The organism is Crenobacter sp. CS_VA4, assembly GCF_055597485.1.
On sequence record NZ_JBVMAE010000026.1, the window covers coordinates 1 to 24,343 of the forward strand.

Consider the following 24,343-nt stretch of genomic DNA (forward strand, 5'->3'; position numbering starts at 1 on the left):
CCGATTTCGGCGGCGTTCTCGACCTGTTCCAGCGTGCCGCCGATCACCGCGGCGTAGGCGCCGGCGGCCATCGAGCAGGCCACGCCGACCTCGCCCTGACAGCCGACCTCGGCGCCGGAGATCGACGCGTTCATCTTGTAGAGCAGGCCGATCGCGCCGGCGGTCAAGAGGAAGTTGACCACGCCGCTGTCGTTGGCGCCCGGGTAGAAGTTGCGGTAGTAGGTCAGCACCGACGGCACAATGCCGGCCGCGCCGTTGGTCGGCGCCGTCACCACCCGACCGCCCGAGGCGTTTTCCTCGTTCACCGCCATCGCGTACAGCATCGGCCAGAGCATCGCGTCGAGGCGGCCGCCGAGCTGTTGCGACACCATCTTGCGGAACAGCCCCGGCGCGCGGCGGCGCACGTTCAGCCCGCCCGGCAGCGTGCCGTCGTGGCGGCAGCCGTTCTCGACGCAGTCCTTCATCACGCCGGCGATTTCCAGCGCGTCGTGGCGGATCTCGTCTTCGCTGCGACCGAGTGCCATCTCGTTGGCGGTCATGATCTGGGCGATGCTCTTGCCCTGGCGGCGGCAGTGCTCAAGCAGGTCGGCGGCGCTCTTGAACGGGAACGGCACCGGCAGCGCGTCCGGCGGCGGCTGGCCGTAGCCCTCGTCGGTGACAATGAAGCCGCCGCCGATCGAGTAGTAGACCTGGCTCGCCACGCTGTCGCCGGCCGCGTCGAAGGCGGTGAAGCGCATCCCGTTCGAGTGCTTGGGCAGGAACTCCTGCCTATGCACCAGGACGTCGCGCGAGAACAGGAAGCCAACCGGGCGTTCGCCGGCCAGACGAATCTCGGTGTCGCCGGCCTTCAGTTCGCGTGCGCGGCGTTGCAGGTGCTGCGGGTCGACGGTGCGCGGATGTTGGCCCTCGAGGCCGAGCAGCACCGCGTCGAAGGTACCGTGGCCGTGGCCGGTCAGCGCCAGCGAGCCGAACACCTCGGCCTGCACGCGCGCCACCCGGCCGAGCTCGCCGCGCGCGGCGAGGCCGTCGACGAATTCCTTCGCCGCCTTCATCGGCCCGACGGTGTGCGAGCTGGACGGCCCGATACCGATCGAGAAGATGTCAAAAACACTGATCATTGCGGAGGTCCCCTGCCAAATCTAATTTTTGCGTCTACTTATGCTGTAGACAGTCTGTGTCATCACTGATTCAGCGTTCAGCGCAAACAGGGCCGGTTCGGCCAACCCTGGCCCAATAGTTCAGTATGGACCTCAGTCGGGTGCCCGGCTGTCGAGCCAGATGGTGATCGGGCCGTCGTTGATCAGCGCCACCTGCATCATGGCGCCGAACACGCCGGTCGGCACCGGCCGGGCCAGCGTGCCGGACAGCTGGGTGACGAAGCGGTCGAACAGCGGCTGCGAGCGCTCCGGCCGGGCGGCGCGGCTGTACGAGGGGCGGTTGCCCTTCTTCACGCTGGCGAACAGCGTGAACTGGCTGACCGCCAGCACCTCGGCGCCGACGTCGAGCGCCGAGCGGTTCATCACCCCGGCCTCGTCGTCGAAGATGCGCAGCTGGCTGATCTTGCGCACCAGCCAGTCGATGTCGGCGTCGCCATCGGGCTCTTCGACCCCGACCAGCAGCAACAGGCCGGCGCCGATCGCCCCGACCACCTCGCCGTCCACCGTCACGCTCGCTTCGCATACCCGTTGCACCAACACCCGCATCGTTATCTCCTGATGTTCTGAATCAGGGCAGCATTGTATCCAAGTCTGGCCATAACGCCGCTACAATATGCGGCTAGCTGACAAACGGAGAACAGCCGCATGCTGATGGTGATTTCCCCCGCCAAAACATTGGACTACGACACCCCGCCGGTCACCGATCGCCACAGCCAGCCGGCGTTTCTCGACCACAGCGCCGAGCTCATCACGGTGCTACGGGAAAAGTCGCCGGCCGAGCTCGGCAAACTGATGAGCATCAGCGACACGCTGGCAGTGCTGAACGCCGGCCGCTACGACAGCTGGCACGCCCCGTTCACCCCGAGCAACGCCAAGCAGGCGGTGCTGGCGTTCATGGGCGACGTCTACGAGGGGCTGGACGCGGCGACGCTGAATGCCCCCCAGCTCGACTACCTGCAGCGCCACCTGCGCATCCTGTCCGGCCTCTATGGCGTACTGCGCCCGCTCGATCTGATGCAGCCGTACCGGCTGGAAATGGGCACCCGGCTCGCCAACCCGCGTGGCGCCAATTTGTATGCATTCTGGGGCGAACGCGTCACCGACGAACTGAATGCCCGCCTGGCCGAACACATCGAGCCGGTGCTGGTGAACCTGGCGTCCGACGAGTACTTCAAGTCGGTGCAGCCGAAACGGCTGGCCGGCCGGCTGATCACCCCGGTATTCCAGGACCTGAAGAACGGCCAATACAAGATCATCAGCTTCTACGCCAAACGGGCGCGGGGCTTGATGGCGCGCTGGGCAGCGCGGCACGGCGTGACGACCCCGGAGGCGCTGAAGGACTTCAACGCCGAGGGCTACGCCTTCGACGCCGCCGCGTCGCAGGGCGACCACTGGGTGTTCCGCCGCGATCCCGCGCGGCAATAACCGCGTCGAAACGGAAACGGTTTCAACGGGACGGGCAAGCCTTAAATACCCCATTCGGCCAACCTTGAACGGCCCGCCAAACCATTTGGCAACGCATTGCTTGGAAAATATTTCCATTTTCAATACAATCCGGACGCGGTCGCGATCGGCGGCCGTGCCCTTTTCCGGATTGTCTCCCTCAATGAAGTCGCTGTCCCTGCCCGCCCCACTGTCGCAACTGCTCAAGCAGATTGGTCAGATTCACTTCCAGAACGCGCCGCTGACCGGCCTCGCCATTCTGATCGCGCTCGCCACCGTCGAACCGTGGGCCGCCGCCGCGATGGCGTTCGCCAGTATCGTCGCGCTCGTCACCGCCCGGCTGGCGCGGCTACCGGCCGACAAGGCGCAGGACGGCCTGTATGGCTACAACGCCACGTTGTCCGCCGCCGGCCTGTTCACGCTGTTCGAACCGAGCGTGGCGCTGTTCGGTTATCTCGCGCTGGTCAGCGTTGCCAGCGTGTTCGTCAGCGCCCGCTGGGCGGCGTGGGGCCGGCTTCCGGCGCTGACGGTCCAGTTCGTGGTGGCGATGTGGGGCGCCGGGCAGCTGTCGACCTTGCTCGGCCTGCCGCAGCCCGGCCTCGGCTGCGCCAAGGGCCTGGCGGAGTTCCTGCCTTGCGGCATCGGCCAGGTCAATTTCATCGGCAGTCTGTCCGGGGGCCTCGCGGTGTGGCTGGCGATCGCCATCGAGTCGCGCGAACAGGGACTGTGGCTCGGCATCGGTGCCGCCTGCGGCTGGCTGGCCGCCGCTCTGCTCGAGCGGCTGGTGCCGGGTGCCGCGGCGCAGGCGATCGGCCTGGCAGTCAACCTCGCGCTGATCGCGCAGGGCCTGACCGTGTTCGGACAGAGCATCGCCACCCGCTGCACCGGCATCGCGCTCGGTGTGCCGGCCTGCCTGCTGTTCGGCGCGCTCGACCTGCCCTACTTCACCCTGCCGTTCAACCTGGTAACCTGGCTGCTGTTGTGGCTCGATCGCCGCCCGCAGGGCTTCGGCCGTCCGGCGCACGCCGACCGCTGAGCCAGCGCGCATCCAACAAAAAACCCGCCTAACGGCGGGTTTCATTTTTCATCACGGCGGTTCAGGCGGTCGGCCGGCGCTCGAAGGTCAGCATCTCCGGCGCTTCGGCCAACTCCTGCAGAACGACGCGTTCGACGAGCGACGCCGGCGATCCGCGGTGCGCCCAGGCGACAAACGCCCTGACCGCGTCGGCGTCGCCGCTGACCACGGCCTCGACCGTGCCGTCGCTGCGGTTGCGCACCCAGCCCTTGACGCCCAGTTCGCGCGCGGTCGCCACCGCGCTGTCGCGGTAGTACACGCCCTGGACCTTGCCATGGATGATCAGATGAAGGACTGCCATTGTTGCGAAGCGATTCCTGATTACAGACGGGGCATTCAGGCTACGCCGATCAGCCCGTGCTGCCAAGGAAAGAGGTCGCCAGGACTTGGCGTCACACGCCGCACCGAAGAAGACGGTGAAGACGTACGCCGACCGCGTCGGCGCGACGAAATCAGGGTATTACCAGGGGGAAGTAGAGCGGAAGTGCGAAAACGGACTTACAGAGCCGCGACGAAAGCTTCGGCGGGATATACGGCGCTGGACAGACCCATGCGCGAGAGGAACGTTACTTCGAACTTACGACCGACAGGCTTGACCTGTACGACTTCAAACTGGATGGCTTCGCCATTCTTGTGATCGGTGATTTTATGACCCGGTTTCAGTTGATTGATTTGCATTCATATCCTTTCGTTTTTATTTCCAAACAACGATCTTACTACATCATTGATTTTCAAGCAAATTTTTAAAAACCTACTCGGTGAGACGCCTGCGCCCCCTCACCTGCACCACTCTAGCAAGCCAAGATGACAAGTATGTGGCAGTGCTAACTTAGCATGAAGTGGCGCGATGTCAGTAGCAATTTAATGACATAGAACTAATAAGAACAACGCCCCGCCGGAGTCTTCCGGCGGGGCGTTGCTTTACCCGGGGTGGGTGTCGCGATCAGCCGACGCGCATGCCCGGTTTCACACCTTCGTCGACATCCAGCAGGAACAGGCCCTCGCCGTCGTCGACGCCAGAAGCGCAGACGATCATCCCGGCTGACACGCCGAAGCGCATCTTGCGCGGCGCCAGGTTGGCGACCACGATCACGTGGCGGCCGATCAGCTTGTCCGGCTCCTGGTAGGCCTTGCGGATGCCGGAGAAGATGTTGCGCGTCTCGAAGCCCAGATCGACGGTGAACTGCAGCAGCTTGTCCGAGCCGTCGACGAACTGGCAGGCCAGCACCTTGCCGACGCGCAGGTCGAGCTTGGCGAAGTCGTCGATCGTGACGGTGTCGGCGAGCGGTTCGACGTTGGCCGCAGCGGCCGGGGCGTGTTGTTCCATGCTTTGCTTGTTCGCGGCGATCAGCTTTTCGATCAGCACCGGGTCGATGCGCTGCATCAGGTGCTGGTAGCTGTTGATGGTGTGCCCGAGCAGCAGCTGGTCGGCATCGCCCCACGCCAGCGGCGCGACGTTGAGGAAGCCCTCGACGCCTTCGGCTAGCTTCGGCAGCACCGGCTTCAGGTAAATCGTCAGCAGGCGGAAGGCGTTGATCAGCACGGTGCAGACTTCCTGCAGACGCGCGTCCTGGCCTTCCTGCTTCGCCAGCTCCCACGGCTTGTTGGCGTCGACGTAGCCGTTGACGAGGTCGGCCAGTGCCATCACGTCGCGCAAGGCACGGGCGTATTCGCGCGCTTCGTACGAGGCGGCGATGCTCGCGGCGTCGGCCTGCAACTTGGCGAGGATCTCGCGGTCGGCGACCGATTCGGCCAACTGGCCGCCGAAGCGCTTGGCGATGAAGCCGGCCGAGCGGCTAGCGATGTTGATGAACTTGCCGACCAGATCCGAGTTCACCCGCGCGACGAAATCGTCCAGGCTCAAGTCGATGTCCTCGATGCGGCTGTTGAGCTTGGCGGCGATGTAGTAGCGCATCCATTCCGGGTTCAGGCCGCAGTCCAGGTAGGACTTGGCGGTGATGAAGGTGCCGCGCGACTTGGACATCTTCTGACCGTCGACGGTCAGGAAGCCGTGCGCGAACACGCCGGTCGGGGTGCGGTAGCCGGCGTACTTCAGAATCGCCGGCCAGAACAGCGCGTGGAAGTACAGGATGTCCTTGCCGATGAAGTGGTACAGCTCGGCGTCGGAATCGGCGCGGAAGTACTCGTCAAAGTCGATGCCGACGCGGTCGCACAGGTTCTTGAACGACGCCATATAGCCGATCGGCGCGTCGAGCCAGACGTAGAAGTACTTGCCCGGTGCGTCCGGGATCTCGAAGCCGAAGTACGGTGCGTCGCGCGAGATGTCCCAGTCGTGCAGGCCGCCCTCGATCCACTCGTTCATCTTGTTGAGCGACTCGGGCTGCAGATGCGGCTGCGCCACGCCGTCGGCACGGGTCGACGAACCGGCGGTCCAGCCCTGCAGGTAGTCGGCGCAGTCGCCGAGGCGGAAGAAGTAGTGCTCGGACGACTCCAGCACCGGGGTGGCACCGGACACCGCCGAGTACGGGTTCCGCAGCTCGATCGGGCTGTAGGTGGCGCCGCACACCTCGCAGTTGTCGCCGTACTGGTCCTTGGCGCCGCACTTCGGGCACTCGCCCTTGACGAAGCGGTCCGGCAGGAACATCTGCTTTTCCGGGTCGTACAGCTGCTCGATGGTGCGCGACACGATCTTGCCGTTGTCGCGCAGCGTGCGGTAGATGTGCTCGGCGTAGTGCTGGTTTTCCGGGCTGTTGGTGCTGTAGTAGTTGTCGTAGCCGATGTGGAAACCGGTGAAGTCCGACAGGTGCTCGGCCTTCACGCGCTCGATCAGCTGCTCCGGGGTGATGCCCTGCTTCTCGGCGGCCAGCATGATCGGCGTACCGTGGGTGTCGTCGGCACAGACGTAGTGGCAGGCGTGGCCACGCATCTTCTGGAAGCGCACCCAGACGTCGGTCTGGATGTGCTCGACCATGTGCCCGAGGTGGATCGCGCCGTTCGCGTACGGCAGCGCGCTCGTTACCAGAATCTTGCGTTGCGTTGTCATGTAAAAACACCCAGGTTGGAATTTCAAGCGATCGATTATAGCAGCAAGACAGCGCCGCCCGGCGCGGCCGCCCCAACGAGAAAAGGTTGGCCGAACAGGGAGTTCGGCCAACCTTTTCAAGCAAACGACGTCAGGGGACCGAGCGGACGATCAGGCGTCCTGGCAGGCCAGCTCCGGAGCGGCGGCCGCGTCGTCCTCGGCGGCGCGCTCGGCCATCGACCGGGCGACCACGCGACGGGTCAGCAGGCAGTAGGCGAGCGTGATCGCGAGCGCCAGCGCGGCGAAACCGGCGTCGCCGAAGTGCTGGTGCAGCCGCGAGAAGCCCTCGATACCGACCACGTACACCACCATGCTCACGAGACCAATGGCGGCGGCGGTGGCGCCCTTCGACACCTGGCTCGCAGTCAGCGCGAAGCGGTACAGCACCGCGAACGACAGGCCTTCGGCGAACGTCATCAGGCTGATGCCGGCGATGATGTAGAAGTGCGGCACGTCGCTGGTCAGGCAGCCGACGAACATCAGCCCCATGCCGGCCAACAGCGGCAGCATGCCGAACAACACCGAGCGACCGAGCGGCAGCTTGTCGGTAATTTTCACCAGCACCAGGTTGCCAATAATCAGCGCGCCGAACACCGGGAACTGCCACAGGCCGTACTCGACCGGGCTCATGCCGGCGTCTTCGATCAGGAACACCGGTGACAGCGCGATCCAGCCGAGCAGCGGCAGCGCCAGCAACGGAATCGTCAGCGACGCGGTCATGAAGCGCGCGTTGCTCAGCAGCGCCGCGTAGTCGGCCTTCAGGCTTTTCAGCGACAGCTCGGGGGTCTTCTCGGTGACCGTCTCCGGCATCTTGCGCCACAGGCCGACGAGCGCGACCAACGCCACCACCGCGATCAGCACGAAGGTCATCCGCCACGGCCAGACGGTGATCAGCGCCGCGCCGGCGACCGGGCCGACCAAGGGCGCGATCAGCGCCACGTTGGCCATCAACGCCATCACCTTGACTGCGGCCTTCTCCTCGAACGCTTCCTGCACGGTGGCGTAACCGACCGCGGTGATGAAGCACAGGCCGATGCCCTGCAGCACGCGCAGCACGGTGAAGCTCTCGATGCCGCTCGAGAACAGCATCGCCAGACAGCTGACGATGAAGAAGGCCGCGCCACCGAGCATCACCGGGCGGCGGCCGACGCGGTCGGACAGCGGGCCCATCAGCCACGGGAACAGCGCGCCGCCGAGCAGGAAGGCGGTCATCGCGGTCGGGATCCATGCCGAGTCGACGCCGAACTCGCGGGTTACCAGCACCATGCCCGGCTGGATCATGTCGTTGGCGATATAGACGGAAAATTCGAACAGCACCAGCGCCAGCGGAAACAGCAGCGTCGAGCGGTTAAGGGTGCTTATTTTTTTCATCAAGACAGGCCTCATTGCAGCAAAGAACAAAAGAGGCCGGTGTGCCCATTGCGGAAACACCAGCCTCTCGGTAGTCGGCCCGCCGCCACGGCGCACCGAAAAATCAATGACTTGGATTATATCGGCAAATGCCGATACTGGCCAGCATTGTCGACAATCGCCACACCGGCCCCGATGCCCAAGAAGGTTGGCCGAACGGGCCAAACTATTCGAATTACAGCATCTCCAGCGGCTGCTTGCGGCGCGGCGCGGCGAACTCGGCGTCGAGCAGCGCCAGATCGTCGGCGTCGAGCCGCAGCTCGAGCGCGGCGCGGTTCAGGTCCACATGTTCGCGACGGCCCGACTTCGGGATCGCGATCACGTCCGGCTGACGCAGCACCCAAGCCAGCGCCACCTGCAGCGGCGCGACACCGTGCTTGTCGGCGACCCGGGCCAGCGCGCCGTGCGCCGGCACCCGGCCCTGCTCGATCGGGCTGTACGCCATCAGCGGCATGCGGCGTTCGCGCGCCCACGGCAACAGGTCGTACTCGGGGCCGCGCCGGGTCAGGTTGTAGAGCACCTGGTCGACCTGGCAGCGCTCGCCGTTGTCGACGTCCCACAATTCGTCCAGGTCGTCGACGTCCAGATTGCTGACGCCCCAGTAGCGGATCTTGCCCTCGTCGACCAGCTGTTCCATCGCCTCGACCGTGTCGGTGAACGGGTGACTGCCGCGCCAATGCAACAGATAGAGGTCGATCCGGTCGGTGCCGAGCCGGCGCAGGCTGGCCTCGCAGGCGGCCTTGGTGCCGCGCCGCGACGCGTTCCACGGGTAGATCTTGCTGACCAGAAACACCTCGCTGCGCCGGCCGGCGATCGCCTCGCCGACCAGCGACTCGGCGGCGCCGTCGGCGTACATCTCGGCGGTGTCGATCAGCGTCATCCCCAGGTCGATGCCGTGCTGCAGCGCGGCGATCTCGGCGGCGCGCTGTTGGCGCTGTTCGGCCATGAACCAGGTGCCTTGACCCAGGACGGGGACTTCGACGCCGGACGGCAGACGGACGGTGCGCATGGTGATCTCTTCCTTAGTTGGTGTAATGATCCGGCATTTTAGAATGCCAAAGCGACAGCGGTCATGCGCGGCCCGGCCAAGTTCGAGTAAACTTGTCGGGTATTACGGAACCCTACTGGTTACCTGCACAATGTTTTCCAAGCTCACCCGACTGTTCCAGTCGTCTACCGACACCCCGACCACCATGGCCCTGACCGAACCCCAAGTGCTCGACGCCCTCGCCGCGCTCGTCGACCCGAATACCGGCAAACCCTACGTCGCCGCCAAGGCGGTGAAGAACATCCGCATCAGCGATAGCGAGCTCGCGCTCGACCTGGTGCTCGCCTACCCGGCCAAGAGCCAGTTCGCCCGCCTCGAGACCGAGTTCGCCGCGGCGCTGCAAGGGGTGGCCGAGGGCCGCGCCGTCAAGGTCAGCGTGCGCAGCGAGATCACCGCGCACCAGGCGCAACGCGGCGTGCCGCTGTTGCCGGGCGTGAAGAACGTGGTCGCGGTGGCGTCCGGCAAGGGCGGCGTCGGCAAGTCGACCACCACGGTGAACCTGGCGCTGGCGCTGGCCGCCGAGGGCGCACGGGTCGGCATTCTCGACGCCGACATCTACGGCCCGTCGCAACCGCTGATGATGGGCCTGGCCGGCCAGCGTCCGGAGAGCCCGGACGGCAAGACCATCAAGCCGCTGGTCAACCACGGCGTGCAGACCATGTCGATCGGCTACCTGGTCAACGAGGACCAGGCGATGGTGTGGCGCGGCCCGATGGTCAGCCAGGCGCTGCAGCAGCTGTTGAACGACACGCAGTGGGACGAACTTGACTACCTCTTGATCGACATGCCGCCGGGCACCGGCGACGTGCAGCTGACGCTGTCACAGAAGGTGCCGGTGACCGGCGCGGTGATCGTCACCACGCCGCAGGACATCGCGCTGCTCGACGCCAAGAAGGGCCTGAAGATGTTCGAGAAGGTCGGCGTGCCGATCCTCGGGCTCGTCGAAAACATGGCGATCCACATCTGCTCCAACTGCGGCCACGCCGAGCACATCTTCGGCGAGGGCGGTGCCAGCCGGATGTCGGCCGACTACGGCGTCGAGCTGCTCGGCTCGCTGCCGCTCGATCTCGCGATCCGCGTCGCTGTCGACAAGGGCACGCCGAGCGTGGTCGCCGACCCCGACGGCCAGGTCGCCGAGCTCTACAGGACCATCGCTCGCCGCGTCGCGGTGAAGGTCGGCGAGAAGTCGCGCGACTTCTCCAGTAAACTGCCGAAGATCGTCATCCAGAACGGCTAAAGCGATCATGATCGGTGTCTTCGACTCGGGCCTCGGCGGCCTGTCGGTATGGCGTGAGTTGGTCGCGCAATTACCGGACGAGGCGGTGCTGTACCTGGCCGACCGCGACTACTGCCCATACGGCAAGCGCAGCGCCGCCGAACTGCGCGAGCGCTGCGAGGCGATCAGCCGCTACCTGATCGCCCAGGGCGCACAAATCCTGGTGATCGCCTGCAACACCGCGACCAGTGCCGCCGCGCATCACCTGCGCCAGAGCTTCCCGCTGCCGATCGTCGGCATGGAGCCGGCGGTGAAGCCGGCGGCGCTGCTGTCGCGGCGCGGCAAGATCGGCGTGCTCGCCACCGAGGTCACACTGGCCGGCGACAAGTTCCGCGAACTGGCCGAGCGCTACCGCGACCAGGCCGAGGTGCTGGTGCAGCCGGCGCCCGGGCTGGTCGAGCTGGTCGAACGCGGCGACCTCACTAGCGACTATGCGCGCGCGGTGGTCGCGAGCCAGCTCGAGCCGCTGCTCGCCGCCGGCGTCGACCAGATCGTGCTCGGCTGCACCCACTACCCATTCCTGATGCCGCTGATGCGCGAGCTGGCCGGCCCCCATGTCGCGCTGATCGACCCGGCCGGCGCGGTGTGCCGGCAGACCGCGCGACTGCTCGATCGGCATCGCCCGGCAGCGGGCCACCCCGCCGCGGCGGCCGAACGCTACCGCTTCGTCACTACCGCCGACGCCACCGGCATGCAGGCGTTCATCGCCACCGCGCTGCAGCGCGACGTCAGCGTCGAAACCCTAGACCTGGAGTAAACCGTGCCCCGTCTGCTGTCGCCTTCCCGACTCTGCGCCCTGCTCGTCGGCGCCCTGCTGGCGCTGCCGGCGTGGGCCGCGCCGTCCTGCGACCAGGTGGTCGCCGGCCTGTCGCGCCAACTGCCGCAACGGATCGACCAGACGGAGCTGACCGGCGCGCTGCGCAGCCTCGGCCAGACCGGCCGGCTGCCCGCCAAGTTCGTCACCAAGCGCCAGGCGCGCGACGCCGGCTGGCAGCCGGGCCGGCCGCTGTGGAAGGTGCCGGGGCTCGACGGCAAGGCAATCGGTGGCGACCGCTTCGGTAACTTCGAGAAGCGCCTGCCGGCCGGCCAGTGGCAGGAGGCCGACCTCGGCTACAAAGGCGACAAGCGCGGCGCGCAGCGGCTGCTGTTCGCCCGCGACGGCCGCCGCTTCGTCACCGTCGACCACTACAACAGCTTCAGCGAGGTGCCCGCATGCCAGTGAAAACCTGCCACCTGAGGCAGATCGACAACCTCGACGCGCTGTACGACGCGTTCACCCACCAGCTCGACCTGCCGCGCCACTTCGGCCGCAACCTCGACGCGCTGTACGACAGCTTGTCCGCCGACGTGGCCGGTCCGTTCGCGATCGTCTGGCACGACAGCAACGCGGCGCGCCAGGCGCTCGGCGACGACCTGTTCGCCACGCTGGTCGAACTGCTGGAGAGCGTGGTCGACGAGCGCGACGACGTCACCCTCGAATTGAAGCCCTGACTCACCTTCGGGAACACCAGCGCCAAAACGGCGGACGCTCAGCGTCCGCCGTTTTTTCATGCCTGCCGATCAGCCGTTGACGGCCTTCATCGACTCGGGCACGTAGCGCTCGCCGACCGCCACGCCCGGCGGGAAGGCCGCGTCGATCTCGGCCAATTCTGCCGGCGACAGCGCGATCTCTACCGCCGCCACGTTCTGCTCCAGATAACGCCGCTGCTTGGTGCCCGGAATCGGGACGATCTGCTCGCCCTGCGCCAGCACCCACGCCAGCGCCAGCTGCGACGGCGTCACGCCGCGCGCGGCGGCCAGCACCTTGACCTTGTCGACCAGCTGCAGATTGCGCGCAAAGTTCTCGCCCTGGAAACGCGGGCTGGTGCGGCGATAGTCGTCGGCGGCGAAATCGTCCGGGCTGGTTAGGGTGCCGGTCAGGAAGCCGCGACCGAGCGGGCTGTACGGCACGAAGCCGATGCCGAGCCGGCGGCAGGCGTCGAGCACGCCGTTCTGCTCCTGGTCGCGCGACCACAGCGAATACTCGCTCTGCACCGCCGTTAGCGGGTGCACCTGGTGGGCACGCTCTATCGTCGCCGCCGAGGCCTCGCTCAGTCCGTAGTAACGGATCTTGCCGGCGGCGATCAGTTCGGCCAGCGTGCCGACCGTGTCCTCGATCGGCACGGTCGGGTCGACGCGGTGCTGGTAATAGAGGTCGATGTAGTCGACACCGAGCCGGCGCAGGCTGCCGTCGACCGACTTGCGGATGTAGTCCGGACTGCTGTTCAGGCCGCGTACGGCGGCGTCGCTCGGATCGCGCACGATGCCGAACTTGGTGGCCAGCAGCACCTGGTCGCGCCGCCCGGCGATCGCCCGGCCGATCAGTTCCTCGTTGGTGTACGGGCCATACATGTCGGCGGTGTCGAGCAGGGTCACGCCCAGGTCGAGCGCCCGCTGGATCGTGGCGATCGCCTCGGCCTCGTCTCGGCCGGTGGAATAGAAGTCGCTCATCCCCATGCAGCCCAGGCCGATGGCGGAAACCTGCGGGCCGTGCTTGCCCAGTTGTCGAGTCTGCATCTGCTACTCCTTCAATCGGTGATTGGCTGACGCGAAGCCGGTCGGCAGCGCTTGGAGTGCATTCTGGTTGTTATTTCCAAGCAGATAAATGACTAGAATTGGCAAACACTATTCCAAACAGCACAACAATAACCGAGGGTGCCAATGGACCGCTTCCAGGCCATGCTGCTGTTCACCCGCATCGTCGAGCTGAGCAGCTTCAGCCGCGCCGCCGACAGCCTGCAGCTGCCGCGTGCCACGGCCAGCAACATCATCCGCCAGCTGGAGGCGCGCCTCGGCGTGCGCCTCTTGCACCGCACCACCCGCCAGGTCAGCCCCACCCTCGACGGCAGCGCCTACTACGAACGCTGCCGGCGCCTATTGGCGGATCTCGACGAGGCCGAGTCCTCGTTCGACCACAGCAGCGCGGCGCCCAGCGGCAAGCTGCGGGTGGAGATGCCCGGCGCACTGGGCAGGCTGCTCGTGCTGCCCGCGCTGCCGGACTTCTGCAGGCGCTATCCGGGCATCGAGTTGGAGATCAGCAGCAGCGACCGGGTGATCGACCTGATACAGGAGGGAGTGGATTGCGCACTGCGCGGGGCCGAGCTGCGCGATTCGACGCTGGTGGCGCGCCGGCTCTCGCCGCTGCAACAGATCACCTGCGCCAGCCGCGACTATCTCGACCAGCACGGCGTGCCGCAGACGCTGGACGATCTGGCGCAGCACCTGGCGGTGAACTACCAGTCGCCCACAACCCGACGCATCCTCGATCTGGAATTCATCGTCGACGGCCAGCTGCGCACGGTGGCGATGCAAAGCCGCCTGACCGTCAACCTGGCCGATGCCTACGTCACCGCCTGCGAGGCCGGTTTCGGCCTGGTCCAGGTGCCGCGCTACCACGTCGTCGCCGCCTTGGCCGAAGGCCGGCTGATGGAGCTACTGCCGCGCTGGCCGCCGCCGGCGCTGCCGCTGGCGGTGGTCTACCCGCAGCACCGCCACCTGTCGCCGCGGCTCAGGGTGTTCGTCGACTGGTTGGCCGAACTGTTCGGAACGAGCCCCTGACAAGCGCTCCCCTCCGGCGTGGTGGCGCGGACTTGCCGTCGGCTAGGCGCGCGCCTAACCAAGAGCGCTTCGCTGATTACTGTCAGCGGCGCCAGGAAGACTAGGGCCGCAGGCTCGCCAGCCGTTCCACCGCTTCGGCCAACCTCGCTACCCCGGTGGTGTAGGCGACCCGCACGTGGCGCTTCGCACCGTGCACGCCGAAGTCGCTGCCCGGCGTGATCGCCACCCCCACCTCGTCGAGTGCGCGCTGGCAGTAGGCGACGCTGTCGTCGGTGACGTTGCTGACGTCGGCATACAGATAGAACGCGCCCTCCGGCACCAGCGGCAGCTGCCAACCGAGCGCCGGCAGGGTACTGAGCAGGAAGTCGCGGCGCCGTGCGAACTCGGCGCGGCGCTGCTCGAGGATTTCCAGCGTGGCCGGCTCGAACGCCGCCAGCGCCGCCTGCTGCGCCGGCGCCGGCGGACAGAGGAACAGGTTCTGCGCAAGCCGGATCGCCGGCTCCTGCAAGCCCTCCGGCACCACCAGCCAGCCGAGCCGCCAGCCGGTCATCTGGAAATACTTCGAGAAGCTGTTGATCACGAAGACGTCGTCGGCGTAACGCAGTGCCGTCTCGGCGTCGACGCCGTAGGTCAGCCCCTGGTAGATCTCGTCGACGATCAGCGCGCCGCCCTTCGCACGGCACAGGTTCGCCAGCTCGGCCAAGGTCGCGCTCGGCAGCAGCGTGCCGGTCGGGTTGCCGGGCGACGCGAGCATCAGCCCGGCGGTGCGCTCGGTCCACGCCGCGGCGACCTGCGCGGCGCTCGGCTGGTAGCGAGTGTCCGGCCCGACCGGCAGCGCCACCGGCGTGCCGCCGAACAGGCTGACGAAGTGGCGGTTGCACGGATAGGTCGGGTCGGCGAGCAGCATCTCGCTGCCCGGCTCGACCAGCAGGCCGAGCGCCAGCTGCAGCGCGCTCGACGCGCCGGTGGTGACGATAATCCGCTCCGGCGACAGCGTGATGCCGTGGCGCTGCCGGTACCACTGGGCCAGCGCGACGCGCAGCGCCGTCAGCCCCTGCGCGGCGGTATAGAAGGTGTGGCCCTCGGCCAAGGCGCGCTGGCCGGCGGCGACGATAGGTGCCGGGGTGGCGAAGTCGGGTTCGCCGACCTCGAGATGGATAATGTCCCGGCCGCTGGCTTCCAGCGCGCGCGCCTTGGCGAGGATCGCCATCACCTGGAACGGCGCGATATGGTCGAGACGGCTTGCCAGTTTCATCGGACTCTTTCCTTGTCTCTACTGGTCTCCCGACGACGTCGGGATGACATTTTGCATTTCTTCGGCCAACCTTAATACGCGCATGGATTGCCGCGGCGCGTTTCCCAATCCGCATATCGGAGGAGTTGTCACATCGCAGGCAAGTTCGAACTGAAAACCGCAAAAAACGGCCAATACATGTTCAACCTGAAGGCTGGCAACGGCCAGGCGATCCTGACCAGCGAACTCTACACCACCCGCGCCGCCACCGAGAACGGCATCGAGTCGGTGAAGAAGAACGCTCCACACGACGAACGCTACGAACGCCGCGAGAACAAGAACAGCGAACCGTACTCCGTGCTGAAGGCGGCCAACCACCAGGAAATCGGGCGCAGCGAATAGTACAGTGGCAAGTCGGCGCTGAAAAACGGCATCGAGTCGGTGAAAAAACACGCCACCGACGCGCAGACTGTCGAGATTTGAACAAAATATGGCGCGATTTCGATCACGCCATATTCGATTTTGTCAATATATTCGACCGGTTCCGAACAGGCCGGCATCTTCATTGATGTCGGCCTGTCTGGTTGTTGGGCAACGAAAAACGACAGTGCATCCCTGTCCGGACAACAGCCCACAGCCAGGACATCGCAAGCTGGCCATCATCCGCCGCCGGCCACTCCCACCGCGGCCCAAGAACAAGACGCCCTACGCGCACGATGGCATGCACTACCCGCGACATTCAACGCTTAAGTCATACAGGGACCATCATGAAATCCAAGAAACTCACAGCCTTCATCATCGTCGGGATGGTGCTCGGCATCATCACCGGCTATCTGTGGCGGGAGAGCTACCCGGACAAGGCGTCGATCGACGGCTTCGTCGACAACATCTCGCTGCTCACCGACATCTTCCTGCACCTGATCAAGATGATCATCGCGCCCTTGGTGTTCACCACGCTGGTGACCGGCATCGCCAAGATGGGCGACATCAAGGCGGTAGGCCGGGTCGGCGGCAAGACCATGCTGTGGTTCGTCAGCGCCTCGCTGCTGTCGCTGGCGCTGGGCCTGATCATGGTGAATATCCTGAAGCCGGGCGTCGGCCTCAACCTGCCGCTGCCGGACATCCACGCCGCCAGCGGCGTCGAGAAGAGCGCACTGTCATTCCGCGACTTTGCGCTGCACGCCTTCCCGACCAGCGTGGTTGACGCGATGGCGAAGAACCAGATCCTGCAGATCGTGGTGTTCGCGATGTTCTTCGGCACCGCCGCGGCCGCGCTCGGCGAGCGCGCCCGCCTGCTGGTCGACCTGATGGACGTGGCTGCGCATGTGATGCTGAAGCTGACCGGCTACGTGATGAACTTCGCGCCGGTGGCGGTGTTCGCCGCAATGGCGGCGACGGTCGCCAAGGAAGGGCTGAGCATCCTCGCCACCTACGGCACCTTCATGTTCGACTTCTACACCACCATGCTGGTGCTGTGGCTCTTGCTGACGCTGATCGGCGGCATGTTCATCGGCCCGCGCATCGTCACCCTGCTCCGCGGGGTGCGCGAACCGCTGCTGCTGTCGTTCTCGACCGCCAGCTCGGAGGCCGCCTACCCGAAGACGCTGGAGCAGCTCGAGCGCTTCGGCGTCTCGAACAAGATCGCCAGCTTCGTGCTGCCGGTCGGCTATTCGTTCAACCTCGACGGCTCGATGCTCTACTGCACCTTCGCGGTGGTGTTCATCGCGCAGGCCTACGGCATCGAACTGACGTTCGCGCAGGAGATCACCATGCTGCTGATCCTGATGCTGACGTCCAAGGGCATGGCCGGCGTGCCGCGCGCCTCGCTGGTGGTGATCGCCGCGACGCTGTCGCAGTTCAACATCCCGGAAGCCGGCCTGTTGCTGCTCTTGGGCATCGACCACTTCCTCGACATGGGCCGTTCGGCCACCAACGTGGTCGGCAACACCGTAGCCACCGCCGTGGTCGCCAAGTGGGAAGGCGAGCTCAAGCACGCCGGACCGCATCACGCCTGACTGTTTTCCATAGCAATGCTGTTGACGCCCCCGCTCGAACGGGGGCTTTTTTTACATGCCGACCTGCTATGCCCCGCAGCGGGCAATCAGGTACAGCCGTTCCTCGCGCAGCTCGGCCCGCAGCTCGCCGCCGTGAAGTCGCGCGATCGCATCCGCGATCGGCAAGCCCAAGCCATGGCCCTCGCCCTTTTCGCCGCGACTGTAGAAACGGGCGAATAGGATAGTCAGATCGTCGGGAAGCGGGTTCGATGGACGGTTGTCGATGACGATGCCCGGTAGCGAAGGCGCCATCGTCAGGCACACCGACTCGCCGCGCGGGCTGTAGCGAATCGCGTTGCTGACCAGGTTGTTGAGCAGCCGACGCAGCGATGCCCGATCGGCGCGCAGGCGCAGACGACCGCTGACCTCGAGTCGAATCTCCCTTTCTTCGGCGAGGCTCTCGAAGAAGTCGCACACCCGCCGCGCTTCCAGGTCGAGATCGAGCCATTCAAACGCGAGCAGGTTTTCCGCGTGTTCCGCCTTGGCCAGAAATAGCAGATCGTTGACCATCCGCGCCAAGCGCTCGAGTTCCTCGGCATTGTCGGCCAGCACCTGTCGGTAGTCGTCGGCCGAACGCTCGCGGGACAGGGCCACCTGCGTCTGCCCGAGCAGAATCCCCAGCGGGGTGCGCATCTCGTGCGCGAGGTCGGTGGCGTAGGCCGAGAGCTGGGCGAATGCCGCATCGAGGCGTTCGAGGACGCCGTTGAAGCTCTCCACCAGCCCCTGCAACTCCTCTGGCATCCGGCCGGCGTCGAGCCGTTGGCTCAGGGTGTGGTGATGGATGGCCTGCGCCGATTCAGTCAGCGCCACCAGAGGCCGCAAACTTCGATGCACTAACAACCAGCCGAGGGCGGCGGCAAGCAGCGTCGCCAGCAGGCCGGCCAACAGGAGCCGGTTGCGGTACCACTCGAGCAGCGCCTGCTGCGCATGGGTGTTGCGCCAGGCCTCCAGTTGCACGAGCTCGCCATTGGCGAGTTGGCCCGCCGCCGTCAGCCCCTGCCAGGGCTGGCCATCCGCACCGGTGCCGGTCAGCGGCTCGGTGCGCGGCGTCAAGCCGCGCCAGGCGAAGTCAGGCAACGGCGCCCGGCTATCGATGATGGGGTCGCCCGAGGCATCGCGAACCCTGAGCGCGAGGTTGTCGTGGCCGACCAGGAAGTGGGTCAGCAGACCCGGCGCCTCGCGCAAGGCGATGGTATCCGGCACGAAGGCGACCGTCTTTCGGAACAAGGCAATCTTACCGCTGAGCTCCTCTTGGTCGCGGTGCGCCATCTCCAGCTTGAGCGCGTGGTAGAGGTAGAGCCCGCTGCAGCTGATCAGCAACACGGTCAGCGCGGCGAACCCGAGCGCCACTCGCTGGGTCAACGAGGGCCTAATCGACACGCCCCGCCTCCAGCACGTAACCGACGCCACGCAGCGTATGGATCAGCCTGCTCTCGAACGGGTCGTCGATCTTGACGCGCAGCCGCCGGATCGCCACCTCGACCACGTTGGTATCGGTGTCGAAATGCATGTCCCAGACCTGCTCGGCGATCAGCGTTCGGGACAGCACCTCGCCCTGCCGGCGCATGAACAGCGCCAGCAAGGCCATCTCCTTCGCGGTCAGCGGAATGCGCGCACCGGCTCGCCAGGCCTTGTGGCGAGCCAAGTCGAGTTCGAGGTCGGCCACCTTGAGGATGTCCGGCTCGACCTGGGGACGGCGCCTGAGCAAGGTCCTGACGCGGGCCAGCAATTCGGAGAACGCGAACGGCTTGACCAGGTAGTCGTCGGCGCCGGCCTCCAGCCCGCGCACCCGGTCTTCGACCCGATCGCGCGCGGTCAGGAACAGTACCGGCACCGATTTGCTCTGCCGCAGGCTGCCGAGCACCTGCCAACCGGTCTTGCCCGGCAGCATCACGTCGAGGATGACGAGGTCGTAGGCATGCTCGAGCGCGAGATATTCGCCCTCGACGCCATCGTGCGCGACGTCCACCTTGAAGCCCGCCTCGGTCAGTCCCTGCTTGAGGTAGGCCGCCGCCCGCTCCTCATCCTCGACAATCAGAATCCACATGCTCGCTCTCCGTTTCGTACGCCGTTATACCGTGGAATTCCTTCGCCGAAGGGGAAGATGACAAAAATGTCATCTTGGCGTCAGTTTGCCGCCGGGAGGCACCGGCTAGCATGCCGCCCAGAACATTCGCTTGGAGAGTGACATGAAGAGGCGTGTTCCGATCATGCTTGCGGGCTTGCTGGCGCCGGGCTTCGCGACGGCGGAGGGGCTGAATTTCAACCAGGCGGTGCGTGCCGCTCTGGTCAACAGCCCGGTACTGGAAAGCCATTACCGCGAGTGGGGGGTGTCCGGCCCGGGACTCGCACTGGGCGGCGTGGACAAGGGGGGCGGCGAACAGCCGCCGGACACCTTCGGAGGCGTACTGGCGCTTAAGCCCCAGGACCTCGCCGGGCTCGACGCCGGACGCCGGAAGAGCGCCGAGGCCTTCGTCAAGTCGCTAGCTGCGGTGAAGTCGGCGTATATCAAGGCGGTCGCGGCCCGTCAGTTGGCCGATGTACGACGCGATGCGCTCAAGGCTTCGGAGGCGGCGTTTTCGTTGATGGACGGCCAGCGCAAGGCGGGCAGCGCCACGACCGGTGAATGGCTCAAGGTCAAACAGGAAGTCGCACAGGCCCGCTTCGAGCTGGCCGAGGCGGAGTCCGAGGCCCGGGCCGAGAAGCAGCGCTTCGCCTCGCAGGCCGGCCTGAAGGATGTCGAACTCGCCGACGCGTTGCCCGATCTGCCCGGCCCCTTGCCCGAGCTCGCCCCGCTCGGGGCCGACACCTTGGCGCTCGACGCCGAGCTGATCAACAGCGCCCGTGATCGCGAGCGGGAAGCACGCGGAAGACCCACGTTCAACCCGGTCAAGCAGCCGTTGCCGTTAGCGCTGCCCGCACGGGTCACGACACCGGAGAGCGGCCTGGCTGGTGAGGCCGCGCTCGAACACCGGATGCAGCTGGCCGAGCACCAGGCCGAAACGGTCGAGCTGATCGGTCGCGCCAAGGCGCTCGAAGGCTTGGCCCGGGCCTACCAGAAAGAGCTGCTGCCCGCCGCGCAAGGCCGTTCCGACGAAACGCTCAAGGCGTACAACGGCATGTTGGTCGGCGTGTATACGCTGATCGAGAACAAGCGCCAGGAATTCACGCTGCTGGAGGGCTTCATCAAGGCACGCCGCGACCTGTGGTTGGCGTGGCTGGAGCTGGAAGCCGGCGGCATACCCATTGCGAGGAGCCAGTAATGGATAGGCGACAGTTTTTGAGCGTGGGGGCCGCTTCGGCAGGGGCCCTGCTGACCCGGGCCGCGCTGGCGGCCCCTGCTCCGCATGGCGGGGTGATCGGCGAGGCCGGGCGCTCCGTTGCCGACCACGCCCCGGTGATAACGCTGAACGGCAAGAGTGCGCGCTGGCGCATGAAGGACGGCGTCAAGGAATTTCATCTGATCGCCGAGGAGGTCGAACGCGAGTTCGCGCCGGGCATGAAGGTGAAGTGCTGGGGCTACAACGGCATGACCCCGGGTCCGACCATCGAGGCAGTCGAAGGCGAGCGGATCCGCATCTACGTCACCAACCGCCTGAAGGAACACACCACCGTCCACTGGCATGGCCTGTTCCTGCCGTCTGGCATGGACGGCGTCGGCGGCCTGTCGCAACCGCACATCAAGCCGGGCGAGACCTACGCGTACGAGTTCACGCTGAAGAACTCCGGCACCTTCATGTACCACCCGCACGCCGACGAAATGGTGCAGCTGGCGCTCGGCATGATGGGGCTGTTCGTCGTCCACCCGAAACGCGCGATGGGCCCGAAGCCGGATCGCGATTACGCGATGCTGCTGCACAACTGGGACATCGAACCGGGCACCCGCATCGCCAAACCGGCGACGATGACCGACTTCAACCTGTGGACGATCAACAGCCGCGTGTTCCCGGGCGTCGCGCCGATGATTGCCAAGACCGGCGAACGGGTACGCATTCGTATCGGCAACCTGTCGATGCACGACCACCCGATGCACCTGCATGGCTACGCGTTCAAGACCGTCGGCACCGACGGCGGCTGGGTGCCGGTGTCCGCACAGATTCCCGAGGCCACGGTCATCGTCGGCGTCGGCCAAACGCGCACCATCGAGTTCGTCGCCGACGAGCCGGGCGACTGGGCGTTCCACTGCCACAAATCGCACCACACGATGAACGCGATGGGGCACGACACGCCGAACCTGATCGGCGTCGACCAGAAGCCCGCCGAGGAAAAACTGCGCGACATCATCCCAGGCTTCATGCCGATGGGCAGCAACGGCATGGCCGACATGAGCGAGATGGCCGGCATGCCCTTGCCCGACAACACGCTGCCGATGATGGACGGCAAAGGGCCGTACGGCCCGCTCGAAATGGGCGGCATGTTCACGGTCCTGAAGGTGCGCGACCGCCTGCCAGCAGGTACCGACCGCGACCCGGGCTGGTACACGGCCCCCAAGGGCACGGTGGCCTACAAGACGCAGGCACCCAACTTTTCCTGAGCCGATCAATCCCCCAACAAGGAGCATTCCATGCGTTTGAGCAAACTTCTGCTGCCGCTCGCGGCCGTCATCGTTTCTCTGCCGGCGCTGGCGTCTGGCGACCACGCCGGCGGCCACGGCGATTCGGCCAACCCGCACGCCGGCCACGACATGCAGGCGATGACGCTCGGCCAAGCCGGTCAGGCGGCCGCCGCGACCCGCACCATCCGCATCGACGGTGACGACACCCTGCGCTTCACCCCGAATCATGTCGAGGCCAAGCAGGGGGAGACGGTCCGCTTCATCGTCACCAATAAGGGGCAGGCCAAGCACGAGTTCGCGCTCGGCGCCAAGGAGATGTTGGCCGAACACGCCAAGCAGATGCAGTCCAACCCGGGCATGGCGCACGGCGACATGCCGGCGATGGGCATGCTGACGTTGGCCCCGGGCGAGAGCAAGACCTTGGTCTGGCGCTTCACGCGCGCCGGCGAGATCCAATTCGGCTGCAACGTACCGGGGCATTACCCGGCCATGGCCGGGACGCTGAAGGTGAATTCCTGATCCCTGTGCCCCAGGCAAGCAAAACGGCCGCCGATGCGGCCGTTTTGCTTGTTACGCCGTTACCCCTTGGCTCTCCCCCAGAACGACATCACCCCCGGCCGTCTTTAGGATCCGCCGCCGCCAAACAGGGCAAACCTGACAAAAACGTCATCCCGCCGTCAGCCTGGCGTGGGGGGGCGGTATCTATGATCGAACCATCAAGCTTGATACCGATGGCGGCATATAACGAGGCTGCCCAGAAGAAGGCTTTTTCCCCTTTAGGAGATTGATCATGAAAAAACTCGTCCTGACCGCCGTATCGCTGACCATTCTGGCTTCGGCCGCCTACGCCGATGGCGGCCTCGACCGGGTAATGGCGATGCGCGAACGCCAGGCCCAACAGCAAGTCCAGCAACCGGCGCCAGTGGAGAAGACCGATGCCAAACGTAACGCCGCCAACGACTACGCCGGCAAGGCGATCCAGGAAAACCCCTACAGCTACCTGAAAAAATAACACGGCCCCCTCCCCACCTCTCGATTGCAAGCCGTCTGGCTAACCGCAAATAAGGCCCTCTCGTCCCTTCGGGAGGGCTTTAGTTTGAGCAGTTAACTGAGCCTCCAAAATAAGGGGCTTTCGCAGGGTTTTGCATAATCCGGGCAAGAACGGAGTCCCCCTTTGCTTGAAGCGGCGCACATCCTCTGAGACGTGCCAGGCCAGCTTGCCGTCTTTCCCGATATCCCAAGTCTCATACTCTTCTTTACCCGTTTCTACCCGTTGGCGGAGAAGAATACGCTCGCCCCCCTCGGAGCGGACCCGCCCGCCCAGAAGCACGGCAGGCCGGACACCCGACGGGTCCGGCCTGCCTGCCGCGCCGATCAAGCGGTACCGGTGGCGGCCGCTTCGTCGCTATTGGCCGCCGCCGTGACCGGTGCGACGTTGCGGCCGACGCTGCTGCGGCCGTCCACGCTGACCGGCACGTCGCCGGCCAGCGTCACCCGCCGCACCACCCGGTGCGCGTCGCCGTAGTCGTTGATCGCGTAGTGCTGGGTGGCGCGGTTGTCCCAGATCGCCACGTCGCCGACCGCCCAGCGCCAACGCACGGTGTTCTCCAGCCGGGTGACATGGCCTTGCAGCACCGCGAACAGGTGCGCCGAATCGTGCGCCGACTGCCCAAGCAGCCGCTGCACGAAGTGGCCGAGCAGCAGCGTGCGTTCGCCGGTTTCCGGATGGACGCGCACCACCGGGTGTTCGGTCTCGTACTTGGTCGAGCTGAACACCTCCTTGTAGCGGCGCACCGCCTCGGGGTCCGCGTCCGGGCGGATACCCGCGTAGTCGTAGTCGTTGCTATGCAGCGCCCACAGCTTGTCGGCCAGCTCGCGCAGCTGGGGCGACAGGTCCTGGTAGGCGGTGGCGGTGTTGGCCCACACCGTGTCGCCGCCGGACTCCGGGATCACCACGGCGCGCAGGATCGACGCCTGCGGGTAGGCCGGCGCGAAGGTCACGTCGGTGTGCCAGGAATTGGCGCGGCCGCCGTGGCGCGAGTCGAGCTCCAGCAGGTAGTCGGTGCCCGCCACCGTCGGCACGGTGGGTGCGCCACCGGGCTGCCCAGCTTCCGCGCGAACGCCTCCTGACCGACATCGTCGAGCTGGTGCTGGCCGCGGAAGAAGATCACCTTGTACTTCAGCAGCGCCTGACGGATCGCCGCCAGCGCCTCGGCCGGCAGCTCGGCCGACAGGGTGACGCCGCGGATCTCGGCGCCGATGCGGCCGGCTACCGGATGGATGTCGAGGGGAATGGACTGGCTCATCGCTGACTCCTTGCAGGGGGAAATCGGGCGCATCGTGCGCCGCCTTGCCGAAGTTACAGCAGAAAACGTGCCAATGCCTAAACGGCGGAAATCGGGGCGTAACAAGGAAAAGCTGCCGAAAACGCGGCAGCTTTGATGACAGCCA

At 65.9% G+C, this 24,343-nt stretch carries 27 protein-coding genes and 1 pseudogene; 15 read left to right on the forward strand and 13 right to left on the reverse strand.

Annotation, left to right across the window (positions count from 1 at the left end):
* Positions 1–1,118: L-serine ammonia-lyase (locus ACZ2IA_RS18355; protein WP_470294043.1), on the reverse strand; the 1,118-nt coding region annotated here is incomplete at its 3' end.
* Positions 1,119–1,250: 132 nt separating this feature from the next.
* On the reverse strand, positions 1,251–1,703 hold the full coding sequence (gene dtd, locus ACZ2IA_RS18360; RefSeq protein WP_470294044.1) for a D-aminoacyl-tRNA deacylase: 453 nt from the start codon (positions 1,701–1,703) through the stop codon (positions 1,251–1,253).
* A 99-nt stretch (positions 1,704–1,802) separates the two neighbouring features.
* Between dtd and yaaA the strand changes: the two genes are divergently transcribed.
* Complete coding sequence (gene yaaA / locus ACZ2IA_RS18365; RefSeq protein ID WP_470294045.1) at positions 1,803–2,582, forward strand: peroxide stress protein YaaA; 780 nt, start codon at positions 1,803–1,805, stop codon at positions 2,580–2,582.
* 181 nt (positions 2,583–2,763) lie between these two features.
* Positions 2,764–3,636 carry an urea transporter gene (locus tag ACZ2IA_RS18370; protein ID WP_470294046.1) on the forward strand — a complete coding sequence of 291 codons (873 nt, stop codon included), beginning with the start codon at positions 2,764–2,766 and terminating at the stop codon, positions 3,634–3,636.
* A 61-nt stretch (positions 3,637–3,697) separates the two neighbouring features.
* Here the strand turns inward: ACZ2IA_RS18370 and ACZ2IA_RS18375 are convergent, their stop codons facing one another.
* The 5 genes from ACZ2IA_RS18375 to ACZ2IA_RS18395 all read right to left on the reverse strand — a co-directional run bounded on the left by ACZ2IA_RS18375 (position 3,698) and on the right by ACZ2IA_RS18395 (position 9,137).
* Complete coding sequence (locus tag ACZ2IA_RS18375; protein ID WP_470294047.1) at positions 3,698–3,976, reverse strand: acylphosphatase; 279 nt, start codon at positions 3,974–3,976, stop codon at positions 3,698–3,700.
* A gap of 197 nt (positions 3,977–4,173) precedes the next feature.
* Entirely contained in the window at positions 4,174–4,353 is a 180-nt protein-coding gene (locus ACZ2IA_RS18380; RefSeq protein ID WP_470294048.1) for a hypothetical protein, read from the reverse strand.
* Between the two features lie 265 nt (positions 4,354–4,618).
* Entirely contained in the window at positions 4,619–6,679 is a 2,061-nt protein-coding gene (gene metG / locus ACZ2IA_RS18385) for a methionine--tRNA ligase (protein ID WP_470294049.1), read from the reverse strand.
* Between the two features lie 150 nt (positions 6,680–6,829).
* Positions 6,830–8,089 carry an MFS transporter gene (locus tag ACZ2IA_RS18390; protein WP_470294050.1) on the reverse strand — a complete coding sequence of 420 codons (1,260 nt, stop codon included), beginning with the start codon at positions 8,087–8,089 and terminating at the stop codon, positions 6,830–6,832.
* A 214-nt stretch (positions 8,090–8,303) separates the two neighbouring features.
* Entirely contained in the window at positions 8,304–9,137 is an 834-nt protein-coding gene (locus ACZ2IA_RS18395; protein WP_470294051.1) for an aldo/keto reductase, read from the reverse strand.
* Positions 9,138–9,321: 184 nt separating this feature from the next.
* Here ACZ2IA_RS18395 and apbC point away from each other — a divergent pair, with 184 nt between their 5' ends.
* Genes apbC through ACZ2IA_RS18415 form a run of 4 tightly spaced genes read left to right on the forward strand, consistent with a single transcriptional unit; the run spans position 9,322 to position 11,943 of the window.
* Entirely contained in the window at positions 9,322–10,413 is a 1,092-nt protein-coding gene (gene apbC, locus ACZ2IA_RS18400; RefSeq protein WP_470294085.1) for an iron-sulfur cluster carrier protein ApbC, read from the forward strand.
* 7 nt (positions 10,414–10,420) lie between these two features.
* Positions 10,421–11,209: a glutamate racemase gene (gene murI / locus ACZ2IA_RS18405; protein ID WP_470294052.1), complete on the forward strand. Its 789-nt coding sequence runs from the start codon at positions 10,421–10,423 to the stop codon at positions 11,207–11,209.
* 3 nt (positions 11,210–11,212) lie between these two features.
* Complete coding sequence (locus ACZ2IA_RS18410; RefSeq protein WP_470294053.1) at positions 11,213–11,674, forward strand: ribonuclease domain-containing protein; 462 nt, start codon at positions 11,213–11,215, stop codon at positions 11,672–11,674.
* Positions 11,665–11,943: a barstar family protein gene (locus tag ACZ2IA_RS18415; RefSeq protein ID WP_470294054.1), complete on the forward strand. Its 279-nt coding sequence runs from the start codon at positions 11,665–11,667 to the stop codon at positions 11,941–11,943. Before ACZ2IA_RS18410 ends, ACZ2IA_RS18415 begins: the two co-directional genes overlap by 10 nt.
* Before the next feature lie 69 nt (positions 11,944–12,012).
* Here the strand turns inward: ACZ2IA_RS18415 and ACZ2IA_RS18420 are convergent, their stop codons facing one another.
* Entirely contained in the window at positions 12,013–13,008 is a 996-nt protein-coding gene (locus tag ACZ2IA_RS18420) for an aldo/keto reductase (protein WP_470294055.1), read from the reverse strand.
* 144 nt (positions 13,009–13,152) lie between these two features.
* Between ACZ2IA_RS18420 and ACZ2IA_RS18425 the strand changes: the two genes are divergently transcribed.
* Complete coding sequence (locus tag ACZ2IA_RS18425; RefSeq protein ID WP_470294056.1) at positions 13,153–14,049, forward strand: LysR family transcriptional regulator; 897 nt, start codon at positions 13,153–13,155, stop codon at positions 14,047–14,049.
* A gap of 100 nt (positions 14,050–14,149) precedes the next feature.
* Here the strand turns inward: ACZ2IA_RS18425 and ACZ2IA_RS18430 are convergent, their stop codons facing one another.
* On the reverse strand, positions 14,150–15,304 hold the full coding sequence (locus ACZ2IA_RS18430) for a pyridoxal phosphate-dependent aminotransferase (protein ID WP_470294057.1): 1,155 nt from the start codon (positions 15,302–15,304) through the stop codon (positions 14,150–14,152).
* 87 nt (positions 15,305–15,391) lie between these two features.
* Here ACZ2IA_RS18430 and ACZ2IA_RS18435 point away from each other — a divergent pair, with 87 nt between their 5' ends.
* The 3 genes and pseudogenes from ACZ2IA_RS18435 to ACZ2IA_RS18445 all read left to right on the forward strand — a co-directional run bounded on the left by ACZ2IA_RS18435 (position 15,392) and on the right by ACZ2IA_RS18445 (position 17,298).
* The gene (locus ACZ2IA_RS18435; protein WP_470294058.1) at positions 15,392–15,685 is read left to right on the forward strand and encodes a YegP family protein; all 294 of its coding nucleotides are present in this window, start codon (positions 15,392–15,394) and stop codon (positions 15,683–15,685) included.
* A 9-nt stretch (positions 15,686–15,694) separates the two neighbouring features.
* A pseudogene (locus tag ACZ2IA_RS18440) lies at positions 15,695–15,766 on the forward strand (DUF1508 domain-containing protein); the annotation flags it as partial.
* A 284-nt stretch (positions 15,767–16,050) separates the two neighbouring features.
* Positions 16,051–17,298, forward strand: coding sequence for a dicarboxylate/amino acid:cation symporter (locus ACZ2IA_RS18445; protein WP_470294059.1), 1,248 nt, complete (start codon positions 16,051–16,053; stop codon positions 17,296–17,298).
* Between the two features lie 66 nt (positions 17,299–17,364).
* Here the strand turns inward: ACZ2IA_RS18445 and ACZ2IA_RS18450 are convergent, their stop codons facing one another.
* Both ACZ2IA_RS18450 and ACZ2IA_RS18455 read right to left on the reverse strand, forming a co-directional pair.
* Positions 17,365–18,717: a heavy metal sensor histidine kinase gene (locus ACZ2IA_RS18450; protein ID WP_470294060.1), complete on the reverse strand. Its 1,353-nt coding sequence runs from the start codon at positions 18,715–18,717 to the stop codon at positions 17,365–17,367.
* On the reverse strand, positions 18,707–19,384 hold the full coding sequence (locus ACZ2IA_RS18455) for a heavy metal response regulator transcription factor (RefSeq protein ID WP_470294061.1): 678 nt from the start codon (positions 19,382–19,384) through the stop codon (positions 18,707–18,709). Before ACZ2IA_RS18455 ends, ACZ2IA_RS18450 begins: the two co-directional genes overlap by 11 nt.
* A 142-nt stretch (positions 19,385–19,526) precedes the next feature.
* On the opposite strand from ACZ2IA_RS18455, the gene ACZ2IA_RS18460 reads away from it, so the two are divergent.
* The 4 genes from ACZ2IA_RS18460 to ACZ2IA_RS18475 all read left to right on the forward strand — a co-directional run bounded on the left by ACZ2IA_RS18460 (position 19,527) and on the right by ACZ2IA_RS18475 (position 22,904).
* Positions 19,527–20,600, forward strand: coding sequence for a TolC family protein (locus ACZ2IA_RS18460; RefSeq protein ID WP_470294062.1), 1,074 nt, complete (start codon positions 19,527–19,529; stop codon positions 20,598–20,600).
* The gene (locus ACZ2IA_RS18465; protein ID WP_470294063.1) at positions 20,600–21,871 is read left to right on the forward strand and encodes a multicopper oxidase family protein; all 1,272 of its coding nucleotides are present in this window, start codon (positions 20,600–20,602) and stop codon (positions 21,869–21,871) included. Before ACZ2IA_RS18460 ends, ACZ2IA_RS18465 begins: the two co-directional genes overlap by 1 nt.
* Before the next feature lie 30 nt (positions 21,872–21,901).
* Positions 21,902–22,411: a cupredoxin domain-containing protein gene (locus tag ACZ2IA_RS18470; RefSeq protein WP_470294064.1), complete on the forward strand. Its 510-nt coding sequence runs from the start codon at positions 21,902–21,904 to the stop codon at positions 22,409–22,411.
* A 271-nt stretch (positions 22,412–22,682) separates the two neighbouring features.
* Positions 22,683–22,904 carry a hypothetical protein gene (locus tag ACZ2IA_RS18475; RefSeq protein WP_470294065.1) on the forward strand — a complete coding sequence of 74 codons (222 nt, stop codon included), beginning with the start codon at positions 22,683–22,685 and terminating at the stop codon, positions 22,902–22,904.
* Between the two features lie 362 nt (positions 22,905–23,266).
* Here the strand turns inward: ACZ2IA_RS18475 and ACZ2IA_RS18480 are convergent, their stop codons facing one another.
* Together ACZ2IA_RS18480 and ACZ2IA_RS18485 are read right to left on the reverse strand one after the other, a co-directional pair.
* The gene (locus tag ACZ2IA_RS18480) at positions 23,267–23,974 is read right to left on the reverse strand and encodes a TauD/TfdA dioxygenase family protein (RefSeq protein WP_470294066.1); all 708 of its coding nucleotides are present in this window, start codon (positions 23,972–23,974) and stop codon (positions 23,267–23,269) included.
* Positions 23,890–24,198 carry a TauD/TfdA dioxygenase family protein gene (locus ACZ2IA_RS18485; protein ID WP_470294067.1) on the reverse strand — a complete coding sequence of 103 codons (309 nt, stop codon included), beginning with the start codon at positions 24,196–24,198 and terminating at the stop codon, positions 23,890–23,892. Before ACZ2IA_RS18485 ends, ACZ2IA_RS18480 begins: the two co-directional genes overlap by 85 nt.
* Here ACZ2IA_RS18485 and ACZ2IA_RS18490 point away from each other — a divergent pair.
* Complete coding sequence (locus ACZ2IA_RS18490; RefSeq protein ID WP_470294068.1) at positions 24,185–24,334, forward strand: hypothetical protein; 150 nt, start codon at positions 24,185–24,187, stop codon at positions 24,332–24,334. The genes ACZ2IA_RS18485 and ACZ2IA_RS18490 overlap by 14 nt on opposite strands.
* Positions 24,335–24,343 lie beyond the last annotated feature (9 nt).